Annotated in this window: 12 protein-coding genes and 1 pseudogene; 2 read left to right on the plus strand and 11 right to left on the minus strand. The window is 62.2% G+C overall.

Annotated features, from left to right (window positions below; genetic code table 11):
• Position 1: 1 nt before the first annotated feature.
• From OH720_RS15110 to OH720_RS15120, 3 genes are read right to left on the minus strand one after another with little or no spacing between them, the layout of a single operon-like run.
• Positions 2–598 carry a glutathione S-transferase gene (locus OH720_RS15110; RefSeq protein WP_272606281.1) on the minus strand — a complete coding sequence of 199 codons (597 nt, stop codon included), beginning with the start codon at positions 596–598 and terminating at the stop codon, positions 2–4.
• Positions 595–4,236 (minus strand): AAA family ATPase, encoded by a 3,642-nt coding sequence (locus OH720_RS15115; RefSeq protein WP_272606282.1) that lies wholly within the window; start codon positions 4,234–4,236, stop codon positions 595–597. The genes OH720_RS15110 and OH720_RS15115 overlap by 4 nt, the downstream gene beginning before the upstream one ends.
• Positions 4,233–5,477: an exonuclease SbcCD subunit D C-terminal domain-containing protein gene (locus OH720_RS15120; RefSeq protein ID WP_272606283.1), complete on the minus strand. Its 1,245-nt coding sequence runs from the start codon at positions 5,475–5,477 to the stop codon at positions 4,233–4,235. Before OH720_RS15120 ends, OH720_RS15115 begins: the two co-directional genes overlap by 4 nt.
• Before the next feature lie 346 nt (positions 5,478–5,823).
• Between OH720_RS15120 and OH720_RS15125 the strand changes: the two genes are divergently transcribed.
• Positions 5,824–7,179: a lytic polysaccharide monooxygenase gene (locus tag OH720_RS15125; RefSeq protein WP_272606284.1), complete on the plus strand. Its 1,356-nt coding sequence runs from the start codon at positions 5,824–5,826 to the stop codon at positions 7,177–7,179.
• Positions 7,180–7,278: 99 nt separating this feature from the next.
• Here the strand turns inward: OH720_RS15125 and OH720_RS31875 are convergent.
• A pseudogene (locus OH720_RS31875) lies at positions 7,279–7,428 on the minus strand (BatD family protein); the annotation flags it as partial.
• A gap of 376 nt (positions 7,429–7,804) precedes the next feature.
• On the opposite strand from OH720_RS31875, the gene OH720_RS15130 reads away from it, so the two are divergent.
• On the plus strand, positions 7,805–9,388 hold the full coding sequence (locus tag OH720_RS15130) for an ATP-binding cassette domain-containing protein (RefSeq protein ID WP_272606285.1): 1,584 nt from the start codon (positions 7,805–7,807) through the stop codon (positions 9,386–9,388).
• 6 nt (positions 9,389–9,394) lie between these two features.
• Here the strand turns inward: OH720_RS15130 and OH720_RS15135 are convergent, their stop codons facing one another.
• The 7 genes from OH720_RS15135 to OH720_RS15165 form a co-directional block, all read right to left on the minus strand.
• A complete protein-coding gene (locus OH720_RS15135; protein ID WP_272606286.1) occupies positions 9,395–11,047 on the minus strand; it encodes a BatD family protein in 1,653 nt (550 codons plus the stop codon).
• On the minus strand, positions 11,044–12,777 hold the full coding sequence (locus OH720_RS15140; RefSeq protein WP_272606287.1) for a vWA domain-containing protein: 1,734 nt from the start codon (positions 12,775–12,777) through the stop codon (positions 11,044–11,046). Before OH720_RS15140 ends, OH720_RS15135 begins: the two co-directional genes overlap by 4 nt.
• Positions 12,774–13,853 (minus strand): vWA domain-containing protein, encoded by a 1,080-nt coding sequence (locus OH720_RS15145; RefSeq protein ID WP_272606288.1) that lies wholly within the window; start codon positions 13,851–13,853, stop codon positions 12,774–12,776. The genes OH720_RS15140 and OH720_RS15145 overlap by 4 nt, the downstream gene beginning before the upstream one ends.
• Positions 13,846–14,340, minus strand: coding sequence for a DUF4381 domain-containing protein (locus OH720_RS15150; RefSeq protein WP_180201875.1), 495 nt, complete (start codon positions 14,338–14,340; stop codon positions 13,846–13,848). Before OH720_RS15150 ends, OH720_RS15145 begins: the two co-directional genes overlap by 8 nt.
• Entirely contained in the window at positions 14,337–15,281 is a 945-nt protein-coding gene (locus OH720_RS15155) for a DUF58 domain-containing protein (protein ID WP_008055131.1), read from the minus strand. Before OH720_RS15155 ends, OH720_RS15150 begins: the two co-directional genes overlap by 4 nt.
• Positions 15,282–15,286: 5 nt before the next feature.
• Positions 15,287–16,246, minus strand: a complete 960-nt coding sequence (locus OH720_RS15160; RefSeq protein ID WP_008055132.1) for an AAA family ATPase — start codon at positions 16,244–16,246, stop codon at positions 15,287–15,289.
• A gap of 267 nt (positions 16,247–16,513) precedes the next feature.
• The gene (locus OH720_RS15165; RefSeq protein ID WP_272606289.1) at positions 16,514–16,867 is read right to left on the minus strand and encodes a hypothetical protein; all 354 of its coding nucleotides are present in this window, start codon (positions 16,865–16,867) and stop codon (positions 16,514–16,516) included.
• Positions 16,868–16,922: the final 55 nt, after the last annotated feature.

A 16,922-nucleotide genomic window follows, 5' to 3' on the forward strand; every position in this document is an offset into this window, starting at 1 on the left:
TTTATTTCGCCATCACCGATGTAAACAACGTCGACACCAGAAACCGCTGTAGCCAAGCCTGCAGTCGTCGATACGGCGTCTGCGCAAACCACTCGCGATCGACATGGGCGAACTGCCGTATGAACGGCATCAACGCCACGTCGGCCAGGGTTGGGTGGTCTGCCAGCAGATAATCGCGACCGTCCAGCAACTCCTCCAGCTTACCCAGGAACACCTCGCCCTCGGCGCGGTAAAACGCCATCGGCTGTTCGGGATAGCGCTCGGCGTACTTGTAGCGGTTCAGATACACCTTGAAGACCTGATCGTTCTCCTCGATCAACGCCGCAATGGCGAGCTGTCCTTGCGGATCATCCTTAAGCAGCCAGTCCTGCGGGTCGTTGCAAGCCAGCGCCCAGCGCATGATTTCCAGGCTTTCATCGATGACCCGGCCGTCTATGTTCAACACCGGCACCGTGGCTTTGCTCGACAGTGCGAGCATCTCCGCGGGTTTGGCCTTCAGGCTGACTTCGACAATGTCCACGGCCACTTCGCTGTAGCGCAGCGCCATGCGTGCCCGCATGGCGTACGGGCAGCGGCGGAACGAATAGAGCGTGATCATTTCACCTCCAGGGTGCTCAAGCCGTTGCCTTGGCGGCGGACCTGGATCTGCACCGGAATCCGCTCATGCATTTCCTGCACATGGGAGATCACCGCGACCTTGCGCCCTTGGGCCTGCAAGCCGTCGAGGGCGTCCATGGCCAATTGCAGGGACTCTGGATCGAGGCTGCCGAAACCTTCGTCGATGAACAGCGATTCGATTTTCAGCGTGCTCGAGGCCATCGATGCCAGGCCCAGCGCCAGGGCCAGCGACACCAGGAAGGTCTCGCCGCCGGACAACGAATGCACCGAGCGCAGTTCGTCGCCCATCTCGGTGTCCATCACCAGCAAGCCCAGCATGCTGCCGCCGCGCTTGAGGCGGTAGCGTCGCACCAGTTGGCGCAATTGCACGTTGGCATGGTGCACCAGCAGGTCGAGGTTGTAGGCCTGGGCGATCTTGCGGAAGGTGTCGCCCGTGGCCGAGCCGATCAGCGCGTTCAAGCGAGCCCAGCGCTGGTACTCGGTGTACGCGTCGGCGATCTGTTGCGCCAGGGCCTGATTGGCGTTCTGCCGGCGCTGATCCTCAGCCTGTTCGGCCCGCAGCTCGGCGCAGCGTTGCTCGCTGACAGTGAACTGGCTTTGCAGCTCGCTGAGCGCGCTGGCGAGCTGCTCGTCATCCAGGTTGCCGTTGTGTTGCGCCTTGTGATCGAGCAATCGCTTGTCGCGCTCCTGTACCAGGACACTGGCTTGTTCGATGGCTTTTTCGCTGTGTTGCAGGCGTTGGCGCAGTTCGCTCACATGGGCGTCGTCGACCCGCAGCAGGTCTTCAAGGCCACCGTCATCCAGCTCCGGGTGACGGGCGCGCCATTCGGCGATTTTCCCGACGAGTTCGCGGTGTTCACTTTCCAGCGTGTGCAAACGCTCTTGCTGCGCCTTGAGTTCGGCGGCGATGCGCACCAGTTGCGTCAGCACATTTTGCAGTTCCGTGGCGGTGGTGGCTTCGGCGTGGCGCGCCTGTTCCACATCCCGCTCAAGCTGCTGCTGCCACTGCTCGGCGCTGCCGTGCGAGCCGAGCAATTGCCCGAGCGCGTGCTGGCTCGCCTGTTGTTGGCTGGCCAGCGCTGTGAACTGCTGCTCGGCGGTTTGCAATTGCTGTACACGGGTCTGCTGGCGATCCTGTTCCTTCTCGAGGTTTTGCTGACGCTGTTGCTGCTCAGCGAGCTCTTCCTTCTGCTGATCGAGTTGCCCCAGGCGCTCGGCGATCTGCCGGTCAAGCAACATGAAGGTTGCTGCGGGCTCGGTACGAAGCGCTTCCAGGGTATCGGCTGGCAGCAGGCTGGCGAAGGCGCTGAGTTCTTCGTCCAGGCGCTGACGGTCATTGCCCAGTTCACGCTGCTGATTGTCCAGATGCTGGGCCGCGCTCTGATGTGCGGTCTCGGCATGGCGCAATTGCTGGGTCAGGCGTGCCGCGTCCTGTTGCAGGGTGAGCAGCGCGGTTTGCCGTTGTTCGTCCTGGGTGATGCTTTGATTCAGCTGACTGTTTTGCTGGCTGAGCCAGGCGCTGCGTTTGTCGGCGTCCTGATTAAGCAGCGTGGTGGCCAGCGGATGCGCTTGAAGGCTTGGCGCCAGGGATTGCTGCGCAGTTGCCAGTTGCTCCTGCTGTTGAAGAAGTTCCTTTTGCTGGGCGATCAGGCCGCCCACTTCCGCACGCAGTTCGCCCAGCTTTTCCTTGAGCTCATCGACGTTTTTTTGTGCGCTTGCCTGTTCGCTTTCATCAAAGCGACCCAGGCTTTGCAACAGGGCTTCGGGCTGATGATAAGGATGCTCATGGCTCCCGCAGACCGGGCACGGGTGGTCATCGAGCAACTGCGCGCGCAGTTCCTCGACGCTGGCGCTGCGGGCCAGGCGCTGGCGCTCCAGCAGTTCGCGGGTGACAGTCAGGGTCTGCTCGGCGACGGCAAGTTCAGCCTTGGCCTTTACCCCGTCCTGGGTCAGGCGCTCGCGCTCTTGTTGCGCAGCGACCTGGCGTTGTTGCAACTCGGCGCCGCGCCGGTCCAGGTCCAGTTGGCTGTCCCACAGCCGGGTCAAGTCTTCGATGGCACGCAGTTGCTTGCGGTTGTCCTGCAACAGGCTACCGAGGATGCCGATCTGCTCGGCGACGGCATCCGGCTCGGCGCCGGCCTCCTTGAACAGCACCTCCAGTTGCTGCTTCTGCGCAGTGAAGGCTTGCGCGGTGCGCACGGCGTTCTGTTCGAGGTTCGCCAGTTCCGCCTGGCCCTTGTTCAGGCGATTGCCGATCAACATCAGCTGTTGCAGGCGATCACGGTAGGCATTCCAGGCATCGCTCAACGGCGCCAGATCAGCGCTTTGTGCAAGCTCGGCCGCCATGCGTTGCAAGTGTTCGGCAGCCCGGGCCTGTTGCTCGTGCAAGGTTTTAATCGCGCTCTGGCCCTGGGTGCAGGCCTGTTCGGCGGCCTGCCGGGCTTCGGCGCTGAGGGCGGCGTCCTTGGCCAGGCGGGCAAGGGTGCTTTGCTCCTCAAAAGCCTGGCGCAACAGCGGCGCACAGTCGGTTTGCCGTTGCTGTGCTTCGCCCAGGGCGATTCGGGTTGCGCCCAGTTGCTGTTCCAGCAGTGCCTGACGCTCGCTGAGTTCGCCCTGTTGCCGGGTATGCTGGGCTATCTGCTCTGCCAGGGGCGTCAGTAATGAATCGACCTCGGCCTTGCGGGCGAACTGATGCCGTTGCGGCGCGAGTTGTTCGAGACGCGTCAGCTGCAAGCGCTCGCCGGCCAGGCTTTCCCAAGTGTGCTGGGCACTGTGCAGTTGTTCGGCCGCGGCCAGTTGCGCGTCATGCAAACGGCGCAGTTCTTTAAGCCAGGCGTCCTGCAGCTCAAGCTGCTTGAGCTGCGCCTGCTGCAATTTCAGCTGCTGTTGCGCGGCGTTGAAGCGCTCGTCGAGCTCGGCGCGCGCCTCAGGTGCCAGCGGCGTGACACCGCTGGCCTGATCCTGCAGCAGTTTGTGCGCTTCGCGGGTTTCGCGAGTCTTTTCGAAGGCTCGGCGGCCCAACCGGGTGTAGAGCGCCGTGTCGGTGAGTTTTTCCAGCAGTTCGCTGCGGTCGTTGTCATCGGCCTTGAGGAAGGCGCTGAACTCGCTCTGCGCCAGCAGCACGGCCCGGGTGAACTGTTCGAAATTCAGGCCCAGTGTGGCCTCGAGTTGGGTCTTGTATTCACCTTTCTGGCTGGCCAGCAGCTGATCCTGATCGAGGTCGCGCAGGCTCTGGCGACTGGCTTGCAGCTTGCCGCCGGCCCTTTCCCGGGCGCGATTGGCCTCCCAGCGCGCGCGATAACGTCGGCCGTCGACGCCGACAAAATCCACTTCGGCATAGCCTTCGCCGGTGCCGCGACGCAGCAGGGTACGTGGGTCGCCGGTGCCGATTTCGCCATCGGCGTCCGGCACCTTGGCGTCGCGCCCGGTGTTGTTCAGGCGCGGCACGGCGCCGAAAAGGGCCAGGCACAACGCGTCGAGCAGGGTGCTCTTGCCCGCGCCGGTGGGGCCGGTGATGGCGAACAGTCCGGCACTGGCCAGGGGTTCGGCGGTGAAGTCGATTTCAAACGGACCGGCCAGGGAGGCGAGGTTCTTAAGGCGGATGGCGAGGATCTTCATGGCTGTTCGTCCTCCATCTGCACGTCTTGCAGCAGCTCGGCAAAGTCCTTGAGGGTTTGCTCATCGACCTCGCTGCCGTAGTTGTCCTGCCAGGCGCGGCTGAACAGTTCCTGGGGCGTAAGCTGGTCCAGCTCGATCAACCCGGCGCTGTCATCGGCGCCTTCACGGCTGCCGTTGCCCGCGTATTCGGCGGCGATGCGCACCAGGCGCACGGCTTTGCCCTGCAGGGCGGTTTCCACTTGATGGCGCAGGTCCGGCTGCGGCTCGTCCAGGCGCACCCGCACTTCCAGCCAGGGCTGGCGCTGGTAGTCGGCCAGCAGGTCAATGATGGGCAGGTCGGCAAGTTGCAGCAGGATGTCCGCCAGGGGTGCAGGGCCGATACGTTGCAGGTTGACGGCGCGGGGGATCAGTTTCGGTTCGACGCTGACCAGGGTTTCGCCGTCGAGCGTGATGTCGAGAATCTGGTGCTGGTAGCCGATCTCCGAGAACGACAAGGGGATCGGCGAGCCGCTGTAGCGAATGCGCGCTTCGCCGTTGACCTTCTGTGGCTTGTGCAAATGCCCCAGGGCGACGTAGCTGATGGTCGGCCCGAACAGGCTGGCGGGCAGGGCCTCGGCGTTGCCGATGATCAGGCTGCGTTCGGAATCCTCCGACACCGAACCGCCGGCCATGTGCGCATGGCTGATGGCGATCAGCGCCTGGCCGGGCTGGCGCTTGGCATTGGCCGCTGCGATCAGCCATTCGTGAACTTGGCCGATGCCGCGCAGGTAGTCGTCGCCCAAATGTGCGCCGGTCACTTCGGCTGGGCGCAGGAACGGCAGCGCCAGGCACCAGGCGGCGATTTCACCCCGGGCATCGGGCAGTGGCAACAACAGGCGTTCGGCGTCCAGTTGCCCGTCATCCAGCCACAGCACCCGGCCCAACGCGTGGGTACGCAAACGGCGCATCAGGGGCGCGGGCAGTTCGATCCGCGAACCGGAATCGTGGTTGCCGGCGATCATCACGATGGTCAGCAACGGTTGCTGCTCATGGGCGCTGACGATGAAATCGTAAAGACGTTCCTGGGCTTTGACCGGCGGGTTGACCGTGTCGAAGATGTCGCCGGCGATCAGCAGCACATCTGGCTGATCCAGCTTGAGCTGGCGCAGCAGCCAGTCGAGAAAACAGCCGTGCTCAAAATCGCGATCCTGGCCGTGCAGATTCTGCCCGAGGTGCCAGTCGGAGGTGTGGAACAGACGCAAGGGGCAACTCCGCTACATGAAGTGATGGCCGCAAAGACAAATGACAGCGGCGAAAGGGGAGAGAGTTTACTGGCAAACGACTGTTGTTGCAGAACACCTTCAAAGGCCGGAACGTCGGCATTGGGTGATGAGAGCCAGCGACCGTCTGTCCTCACTGTCAGATCTGTCAGTAGGCGCTGTAGCAAGGCGGGTATTCAATGGATTTGAGCATGGAGCCTTACAGTGCAAGGGACTGCCTTTCATTAGAAGAGCGGCGAGGTCGGTCGAGCAGTGACTGAAGTGGTTGGGGCGTTACATGTGATCCGTAGTTTATCCAAGCTGCAACGATTGTTAATGGAGAAATACAATGTCACAGCGTCGTCCGAACACCATCAGCAGAAGCAACAATCCGCGTCATGGCCATGTTTTTTCCCCCTCCTCACGGGCACATTTTGAATGGCTCGCAGGGAGACTCGACGAAGGGGCTTTGAATCAGCGCGAGGGTGGCAAGTTTTTTCCCCTGACGACCGGCGGAGTCAGGGATGTTTTTGCCAAAGATGACGACGCCAACGTCTCGCCGCCTCCGGACGGAAAAATTGCCAGTGCAGGTCAACAGGCCGGGGCTTGGCTGGATGAGCCTGGAAGTCACTGGCAAAAACATGATGTGCGAAGCAGTGAAACGCTTGATATTTCATGGCATTTCAGCGCCAAGCACGCTGCTCGGCGCTGGAACTACTTCATGACGAAGGAGGGTTGGGATCCGGACAAGGTCCTGTCGCGCAGCCAGTTTGAAGAAGTGCCGTTTTACACGGTGCAAATCAACCTGCAACCGCATTGGGCCCATGGTGAGGCAATGTTGCCCGAGTCACCGACCATCCATGGCGTTCCTCTGCCCAGGCGCAATGGCTACCATGTATGCCTGGCTGTTTGGGAAGTGGCGAACACTTCGATGGCCTTTTATCAGGTGATCGATCTGAACTTTGTGCCGCCCGACGGGGGAGGAGAACTTCCCGATACCCCAACCGGGCTGTCCGCTGTAAATGTCACTGACAAGCAGGTGCTGTTGAAGTGGAATGCAGCAACCGGTCCGTTTCCGATTGTCTCCTACCGTATTTGGCGCAACGGCGGCTTTTTAGTCGAGGTAGAGTCGCCAAATCTTACGTTTGCCGACAAGAGCGTGGTGGCTGAAACTCAGTACAACTATGACATCTGCTCAGTCGATGATCAGGGCAAGGTTTCCGCACGAAGCCGGCCAATTCAAGTGCACACCTTGCCCGAAGGTGGAGAGGGTCCCACGGCTCCGACTAACTTGCACAGCATGGGCCAGACTGCGCAAAGCGTCAGCCTGATGTGGGGGGCATCCACCGGCACGGCGCCAATAGTGGACTACCTGATCTATCGGGATGACAGTCACATCAAAACCGTGAGCGCTACTCAGACCTCTTTTGACGACGCTGGTCTGACACCAAACACCCAATACCGCTACTCTGTGAAAGCGCGTGACCTGAACAACAAACTCTCGTTGTCCAGTAACGTCCTTAGCGTCAGAACCCAGGGTGACGGGGGCGAGCATCCGGCGTGGAAGCTGGGTACTCAGTATGCAAAAAATGACATTGTGAGCCACGCCGCAAAGAACTGGACCTGCATTCAAGCGCATACGGCACATACAGCGGATTGGGCCCCTGGGGAGGGCGACAATGTGCTTTGGAAAGAACACGCCTGACCTGTTGACGGCTGCAAAGGCTTAAAAGATCGCAGCCTGCGGCAGCTCCTACACGGCGGATAACCTGTAGGAGCTGCCGCAGGCTACGATCTTTTGATCTTACTTGGGATACAACGGCGGCAACCCACTGTCCCCAACCGGATCCTGAACCCGTTCTGCCATCGGGATCGTACGAATCGCTCGCCACAAAACTTCCCCTTGCCAATGCTGACCGGTTTAGCTGTATAGCGCGCCGTTCAGGTCGTCGAGGCCTGTTGTTTTAAAAATGGGTGAGTGCCTCCACTTGATTGGTAGTCGAACGCTGACTTCTTGATGCACATTTGTAGGAGGTGTACTACGGAGTTCGCTGAAAGTTAATCATTTGTCATGGTTCCTTTCTAGAACAATTGATTGGTTTGTATTCGGCAGTTAGTTTGTTTATCTGATGTTGTCGTTACGCCTGCGATAGCTGTTTGTATCGCATGTTGCCGATATCCGCTCGGCCGGGCGTTGTCGTTTCTCAAGACGCAACATCTAGGTGAAATTCCCTTTCGTGACGGTCAGACGCTCGCTGTGCGGCTCGCACTTTATGGCCCCTCAGGTCTTCGTCGAGGCTTCAAACAGGCCGATTGTTCAAGGAAGCGTCATGACTCAACGGTTACTCCAACTTGATCAAGTGTCATTCAACCTGCCCGACGGGCGCGTGCTGTTCGATCACTTGAACCACACCTTCAGTACCAGGGCTACGGGAATCGTCGGCGCCAATGGCTGTGGCAAGTCCTTGCTCGGCCGGCTCCTGACGGGGGAGCAGCTGCCCACCAGCGGCATCGTCCGTCGCGAAGGGCGGGTTTACGTCGTGGCGCAGTTACTGGAACCGGAGCGCTATCCCAACGTTGCCGCGCTGGCCAGGGTCGACCATATTCTGGCGGCGCTGGAGCGCATTGCCCAAGGGAGTGTCGACGATGACGACCATTTGCTGGCAGTCGATCAATGGGATTGCGCCACACGCCTTGAGGCGCAGCTGCAGCAGATCGGCCTGGGGCACTTGAATGCCGAGGCGCGCACTGACGCACTCAGTGGTGGCGAACGGCAACGGGTGGCGCTGCTGGGGGCGTGGTTATCCAGGGCCGACTGGCTCATTCTGGATGAGCCCAGCAATCACCTGGATATTGATCAGCAGCACAAGCTCGCGCAGCAGATCGATCGCTGGCCCAACGGCCTGGTGTTGATCAGCCACGACCGCGGACTTCTGGAGCACGTGAACGAAATTGTCGAGCTTTCGTCCTTGGGGCTGGCGGTTTATGGCGGTAACTACAGTCAGTACGCGACGGCACGCGAGCAGGAACAGCAGTCGTTCCAGTCGGCATTGCAAGGGGAGCGGGCGCAGGCCAAGCGTGAGCAACGTGAGATGGTCGTGCAGATGGAGCGTCAGCAACGGCGTAATGCCCGCGGCGACCGTAAGGCCCGTGACGGCAATCAGACCAAGTTGATCACCAACGCCCAGAAAGAGCGAAGTGAAAACAGTCAGGGAAAATTGCGCCTCAATCAACAGGTGGCCCTGGAGCAGCAGCAACAACGGATCGCCGAGGCTCGCGCGAGATGTGCGCCGGACATTCAACGGATGATGTTGTCCCCAGAAAGCGTAGTGCCCAATGGCAAGCTGATTGTGCAACTCAACGACGTGATTCTCCCGTTCGGTTACGCGGCACCGATCAACCTGACGCTGACCGGGCCTATGCGCATGGCGATCCTGGGCGCCAACGGCAGCGGCAAGTCGACCCTGTTGCGAGTGATTGCCGGCCAACTGCGGGAACGCGAAGGCGAACTCATACGCAGTTGCCATGTCGGCTGGCTGGATCAACACGCCGGGTTGCAGTGCCCCGAACGCACGGCGGTGCAATGGCTTTACGAGAGTAATCCGGAGTTGCCCGAGGCCGAGGCGCGAACCCGGTTGGCGCAGATGGGCATTGATGCGGATCGTGCGGTGCTCAAGACCTGCCAATTGAGTGGTGGCGAACGCCTGAAAATAGCCCTGGCTGCGCAGCTATATGCACGGCGACCGCCGCAATTGCTGTTGCTGGATGAGCCGGACAACCATTTGGACCTGCCCAGCAGAATCGCGCTGGAGCAAATGCTAAATCAGTATCAAGGGGCATTGATCGTGGTTTCCCACGATTGCGCTTTTTTACACGCTATTCATCTAGATACCGAATTTCATCTCAATAGCTAAAACCAATCACTTCGGATACAACGGCGGCAACCCACTGTCCCCAACCGGATCCTGAACCCGTTCCGCGATCGGGATCGTACGAATCGCCCGCCACAAATCTTCCCCTTGCCAGTGCTGGCCGGTTTCGCTGTACAGCGCGCCGTTCAAACCGTCGAGGGCGTCGGACAGCGGGACGAAGCGGGCGGCCATGTCGGCCAGGGTTTCCGGTTGCTGGCGGGCCCAGGCGTCGAGCGCCTGGCGGGTGGCGTGGGAGTCGTTGGCCTGGCAGGCGCGCTTGAGGTCGTCAAGCACGGTGCGTGGGCTCGGGCCGGTTTGTGCCGCGCGCTGGATCGCCGGTTGCGAGCGCGCTCGCCACCAGAGGCCGAACCCCAGCAGGGTGGTGCAGGCCAGGATCAGGCTGCTGAGTTTCCAGCGCCAGAGGGTTTCGCTGCTGGCGCTGCTGTCGAGCGCCGAGGTGCCGGCCGGGGTGTCGACCATCAGGCTGGGATTGGCGGCCACCTGCAGGGTTCGGGCGGGCAGGCTGCTGTGCTCCAGATGGTCTTCGAAGGTGTTCCACCAGACCACTTCGACCGAAGGCAAGTCTATGGCGCCGCTGCGCGAAGGCACCAGCGCTTCTCGGTCTTCGCGGCTGCCGACCAGGCCGCGCTCGCTGTTCTGGTTGCCCAGCACCGGTTGATCGGGATAGCGCCGCAGGCCAGCGGCCTCGGTGCCGGGCAGGGGTGGCAGTTGCGAGCTGGCCAGGCCTTCGGCCTTGACCGTCAGGCTGCGGGTCAGCGAATCGCCGACCTGAACGTGTTCCGGTTCCGGGTTCCAGCTTTCGCTGAGCGTCAGGCTGCGAGCCGGCAGCCAGGGCAGGTCGGCGGGGTAGGTGGCGGGTTTGGCCTTGACCGTCAACAGCAGTTGGCCGGAACTGACGCGCATCAATTTGCCGGATTTCGGCATCTGGACGCTGGCGTCCTGGACGGGTTGCGCGTCCACCAGCGCGGCATTGAATATCTGCGCCGGAATGATCAGCTCACCGCTGTGTTGCGGGTAGATCGCATAGCGCATCTCGATGACGCCGTGGCGCAGGCCGTTGATGTCTTTCTCGTAGGTGCGCGACTCGCCCAGCTGTTCGATGCGGGCGTCGGGAATCTGCAAGGGCGGCAGGCTGCTGTCGTCGTACAGCGACACCGAATGGTAGATGCGCAAGGTCAGGACCGCCTGGGCCTGCACGTACACGCTGGTTTGATCGAGGCTGGCGTCGATGAACACCGGCGCCTGTTTGTCTGGGGTCGCCTGGGGATCGCTTTCGACCACTTGCACGGTGATTGGCTGGCTCTGGACTTCGCCCAACTTGAGCGCGGGAATCACCACGGTGCCATTTTGCAAGGGCAGCAGGGTGATGATCCAGCGAGTGGTGGCCTGGTTGTCGCCGTTGAGGGTGTTCAACTGGTTGACCTGGCGGGTGCCACGCACTTCGAACAGTGGCTCCAGGGGCGTCAGGTCGGGCTTGCCGAACTGGGTCACGTCGTTGGATTCCAGGGTCAGTTCGATCGTCTCGCCGGAGTTCAGGCGAGCCCGGTCGACACTGGCGACCAGCTCGGCTGCCTGGGTCTGCATGACGCAGAGCAGCAAGGCGGGCAGCGGGGCAAGCGTGAAGGCGGTGAAGCGGGTCATCGAGTTTTTCCCTGATCCTGATGTTGTTGCTGTTCGTACCAGAATTTGCGCCGGAGCAATTCCCCCGGGTCATCCGGGATCTGCCTCAGCCATTGCTCCAGTGCCTGCTGCTGCTCGCCCTCGATACTGTCGCTGGCCGGGCGCATGGGCGCAACGGTGTGCTGTTCGTCTCCCAGTTCGCTGCCCGGGACCTCATTGGTGCCGGGGCGCGGGGGCGTGGTGGCGGAAGGCTCGGTGCTTGCCTGCGCTTGTTCGCCAGCCGTTTCGGGTTCACCGCTTTGCGACGGTTGCGCAGCGTCACTGGGTGGTGCTTGCTGCTCGGCATCGCTGGCCGCCTCATCGGCGGCTTTGTCAGGGGGTGGGGTTGCGGCCTTCTGCTTGAGCAGGCTTTCCACCAAGGCCTTGTTGGTCAGCGCCGGGCGCAAATCCGGTTGGCGTTCGAGGGCCTGTTCGTAAGCATCCAGTGCCGCCTCCAGCTCGCCACTCCTGGCCAAGGCGTTGCCTCGATTGTAGTGGGCATGGGCGTCGTCGCCTTCGGCGAACCGCTGGGCGGCGCCACTGTAGTCGCCGGCTTCGTAGAGGGCAACGCCTTGCCACTGGTGATCTTCGAAGTGCCGCGCAGCTTCGGCCGGGCGTTTTTGCTTGAGCAAGAGCGCGCCCTGCTGGTCGGGGCGCAGCCACAGGTCCTGGAAGTCGAAGGCATAACCCGGCTGCGGCAGCGCCAGCAACAGTGGCAGACAGAGCAACCAGCCGCGCCGACCGGCGCACGCGGCCAGCAACAGCAACGGCAACAGCAGCCAGTAGCCCTGGTCGGCCCAGGTGTCGAGGCGCAGGGTCTGGCCGTTGTCGCGCAGGTTGCGCGGACTGTCGAACATGCCGAGGGCGCGCAGGTCGGCATCGCTCAGGCGTGCGTGGCGATAGCGTCCATCAAGGTCGTTGACGAAGGATTTCAAGCCGGGCTCGTCCAGGCGCGACACCAGAATCGCTCCCTGTTCATCCTTGAGGAAACTGCCATCTTCCTGGGTAATGGGCGCGCCTTCGGCGGTGCCGATGCCAAGCATCAGCAATTGCGTCGATTTGCCGCTCAAGGCCTGGCGGATGCCCAGGCGCTCCTGTTCGCTCAGGGTGGTGCCGATCAACAGGATCCTGCCGTCGCCCAGTGCGGCCTGCTCCAACAGTGCCAGGGCCTTGAGCACCGCCAGGTCGGCTCGATGGCCGGCTTCGGGCATCAACGACGGCTTGAGCGCATCGAGCAGGTTGCGGCTGGTGGACAGGTCGTCCGACAGCGGCACCAGGGTGTGGGCGCTGCCAGCAAAGACAACGATCGCAGTCTGTGCATCGTTGCGGCTTTGCAGCAGGTCGAAGAGTTTGCGCCGGGCCTGTTCCAGGCGGTTTGGCTGAACGTCGGTGGCGAGCATTTCCGGGGTCAGCTCAAGGATCACCACCAGCGGGTCGGCGGGTTTCTGGCTGGACTGTTCGACGCGGGAAAAGCTCGGCCCGAGCAAGGCGAGAACGGCGATCAACCACGCCACGCCCAAGGCAACCCACGGCAGTTTGCTTTCGCGGCCGCTGCCGCCACTGAGCAACACCGCATGGAACGCCGGTGGCAGGATCATCTGCCAGCGCCCGGCGCGTTTCTGCCGATGCCACAGTTGCCAGAGCAGCCAGCCAAGCAGCGGCAGCAACAACAGCCACCACGGGCGGAACCAGTACGGCCAGAGATCGCTCATCGGCGTCTCCGCAGGCGCAGGCGTTTGAGGCGCTGGCGCCAGTCAGGCAATTGCGTTTGCAAGAACAGGTCCTTGTTGAACAGTCGATGCAGCGGGTTATCCGGCCACAGCACGCGCACCACCAGCAGCATGCTCAGCAACAACGCCAGCGCCAGTGGCCAGTGATACAACGCCTGGGCCGGGCGAGCCTGAGTCGGTTGCTGGGTCACAGGTTCCAGTTGGTCGAGGGTGGCCTTGATCGCTTGCAGTTGCTTGCCGTCTTGAGCGCGAAAGTACTGGCCACCGGTGGCGTCGGCGATTTCTTTCAAGGTGGGTTCGTCAAGGTCCAGGCTCGGATTGATCCCCAGGAAACCCGGAGTGCCGCTTTGTTCCGGGTCGGCGCCGATGCCGATCGGGTAGATTTTCACACCTTCCCTGGCCGCCAGGCGGGCGGCGGTGAGCGGATCGATTTCGCCACCGTTGTTGGCGCCATCGGTGACCAGGATCATCACGCGACTTTGTGCCGGCCGTTGCCGCAGGCGCTTTACGGCCAGGCCGATGGCGTCGCCGATGGCGGTGTTCTTGCCGGCGATGCCGATGCGCGCCTCGTCGAGCCAGACACGCACGGTATGCCGGTCAAACGTCAGGGGCGCCTGTACGTAGGCCCGGCTGCCGAAGAGGATCAGGCCGACCCGGTCGCCGTCGCGGCTTTCTAGGAAGTCGCCCAGCAAATGCTGGACCAGCGTGAGGCGGCTGACCTCTTCGTCCTGCCACTGCATATCGGGAAAGTCCATGGAACCGGACACATCCACCGCCACCAGCAGGTCGCGCCCACTGGCGGCAATCGGCAGCGGTTCGCCGAGCCATTGCGGGCGCGCGGCCGCGCTCAGCAGCAGCAACCACAGCAGCAGGAACGGCGCCTGCTGGCGCCAGGCGGGCAGGTTGGCGCGGGCGCGGCGCCGGGCCAGGCCTTCGAGGTCACTGAGGAAACTGACCTTGAGCGCCGGTTCGCCACTGTCGGCTACCGGCAACACAACGCGCATCAACCAGGGCAGCGGCAGCAGGGCGAAGATCCACGGCCAGGCGAACTCAAACATGTTTGCGAATCCAGGTGTCGACGGCCTGGGTCAAGCCGGCGATGGCTTTGTCGTCGAGCTTGCATTCGGGCTTGTAGGCGCCTTCAACCAGCACCATCCAGCGGGTCAGGCCGGCAGCGGGGCAGCGGTTGTCGAGGAACGCCAGCCATTTTCGGCCATTGAGGGTATGGCTCTGGCTATAGGGGTAATGGTTGCGGCACAGGCGCTTGAGCAGGCCATTGAGCTGCTGCAGCCAGGCCCCTGCCGGCGCACCATCGTAAGGTTTGGGCATGCGCGCCAATTCCGCCAGTGCGGCCACGCGTACCGGGTCCAGCGGCTGTTCGACGGGCGCGACCGGCGGCTTGCCAGGCAACAGGTGGCGCAGTTTCCACAGGCCGAAGCCAATGGCTGGCAGCAACAACAGCAGCAACCACCAACCCGGTGCCGGCGGCCAGAAAGCCACGGGGGGCGGGGAAATCAGTGGTTGCAGTTGCTCGAGACCGTTCATCGACCTTTTCCCGGCTTCTGTGGGTTGAGGTACTCGCGCAGTTGCTCGACCATTTCACTCTGCGTGCTCAACGGCATCAGCAGCACCCGCAGCTTCTGCGCCAGCAACTCCCAGCGGGCGATGCGGTCTTCGGCCTGGGCGCGATAGGTCTGGCGCAGGTCGAAATTGAGCGTGTCGAGCTCCAGTTGCGCGCCACGCTCGGCGAAGCGCAACAGTCCGGCGGCGGGCAGGGCATGGTCCAGTGGATCGGACACCGGCAGCAGCAACAGGTCGCAATGGCGCGACAACAGGCTCAGCTGTTGTTCGGCGTTGCCGGACAAGGCACGTTCATCGCAGATCACGATCACCAGGCTGCCAGGGCGCAACACTTCGCGCGCGCGGCGCAAGGCAATGCCGAACGCATCGCCAGCGGGCTCGCTTTCGGTGTGCAGCGACTGGTTGACCCGTACCAGGCGGTTGAGCAACTGCAGCAGGCTCTGTTTGCTGCGCCTTGGCTTGATTTCGTAATGCTCGTTGTCGCCGAACACCAGGCCGCCAACCCGGTCGTTATGCCCCAGGGCGGCCCAGCCAATCAGGCTCGCGGCCTGGGCGGCCAGCACCGATTTGAACATCAGTCCCGAGCCGAAAAACAGGCGACGGCTTTGCTCGACCATGATGAAGATCGGCCGTTCACGCTCTTCGTGGAACAGCTTGGTGTGGGGCTCCTGGGTCCGGGCGGTGACGCGCCAGTCGATGCTGCGCACATCGTCGCCGGCCTGGTAGACCCGCACCTGATCGAAATCCACGCCACGGCCACGCAGCTTGGAATGGTGCAGGCCGATCAGCGGGCTGCGCTGGCTCGGTGTGGAAAACAGCTGCACTTCGCGCACACGATGGCGCATCTCGATCAGCTCGGCGAGCGTGACGCGGATGCCCGGTTGGGGCGGCAGGAGGGCGTTCATCGGACTCAAGCGACAGCTACGACGTCGAGAATGCGCTGGACCACCCGGTCCTGGTCGATCCCGGCGGCTTCGGCTTCAAAGGACAGGATGATGCGGTGGCGCAACACATCGAACAGTACCGCCTGGATGTCTTCGGGGCTGACGAAGTCGCGACCGGCCAGCCAGGCGTGGGCCCGGGCACAACGATCCAGTGCAATCGAACCGCGGGGGCTGGCGCCGTAGGCGATCCATTCGGCCATTTCCGGATCGAACTTGGCCGGGTTGCGCGTGGCCATGACCAGTTGCACCAGGTATTCCTCCACGGCGTCGGCCATGTACAGCCCGAGAATCTCCTTGCGTGCGGCGAAGATCGCCTGCTGGCTGACCCGGCGCTCGGGTTTGGTTTCGCCGTTCAAGGCTTCGCCACGGGCCTGTTGCAGGATGCGGCGTTCGACTGCCGCGTCCGGAAAGCCGATTTTCACGTGCATCAGGAAACGGTCGAGCTGCGCTTCGGGCAGCGGGTAGGTGCCTTCCTGTTCGATCGGGTTTTGCGTGGCCATCACCAGGAACAATGGCGAAAGCTCATAGGTGCTGCGTCCGACACTGACCTGACGCTCACCCATGGCTTCGAGCAGCGCCGACTGCACCTTGGCCGGGGCGCGGTTGATTTCGTCCGCCAGCACCAGGTTGTGGAAGATCGGACCTTGCTGGAACACGAAGCTGCCGGTTTCCGGACGATAGATCTCGGTACCGGTGATGTCGGCGGGCAGCAAGTCGGGGGTGAACTGGATGCGATGGAACTGTGCTTCGATGCCTTCCGCCAATTCCTTGATGGCCTTGGTCTTGGCCAGGCCTGGGGCGCCCTCGACCAGCATGTGGCCGTCGGCAAGCAGGGCGATGAGCAAGCGCTCGATGAGTTTTTCCTGGCCGAGAATCTGCGTTGAAAGAAAGGTTCGCAGCGCAAGCAGCGCTTCACGATGTTCCATCGATGACTGTTCCTGGAAAGGGTGACCGAAGACGTTCATATAACGCCAGGGCTGGGGGCGTTACTTTAATCCATCGCGGGGGGCGGCGACTAACGGCATTTTGTGCAAAGTGGGGGAAATGATTGGGGAAAATGTGGGATTTGGCTGGCGGGGAGTGATTGGGTGGCTGTGCCGGCCCCATCGCGAGCAGGCTCACGCCTACAGTGACGGTGTACGCCGCTCAATTGTAGGAGTGAGCCTGCTCGCGATGAGGGCCGATCAAACACCTCAAATCTGGCTGATAAAGGTGCCGGTACCGTCAAGGATGTTCTTCAGGGTTTCCTCAACTTCAGCCAGATCCACCATGTCCGGGTTGAAGGTGATCTCCAGCACATCATCCCCATTCAACGCATCGGCATCCGTGGCGGCGATTTCGATCTTCAGCAGGGTAGGGCTTAAGGTAATTTTCACGCCGTCGAGGGTCGAAGGCTCGCCGTCGAGGGTGATTTCCAGCTCGTCTTCATCCGGGTAACGGCTCATCAGGAACATTTCGCCCTTTTCGCTGTGACAGCAGAGCATGGCCATGTTGTCTTCCTCGTCGTCGCACGGGTTGACGATCAAGAGGGCGGTGGTCATTTGCATGGGGAATTCCTGGCTCGGCGAGCGTGATGAACGTGACAAAAAAGCAATTCTGCCA

Source organism: Pseudomonas sp. WJP1, assembly GCF_028471945.1.
Classification (GTDB): Bacteria; Pseudomonadota; Gammaproteobacteria; order Pseudomonadales; family Pseudomonadaceae; genus Aquipseudomonas.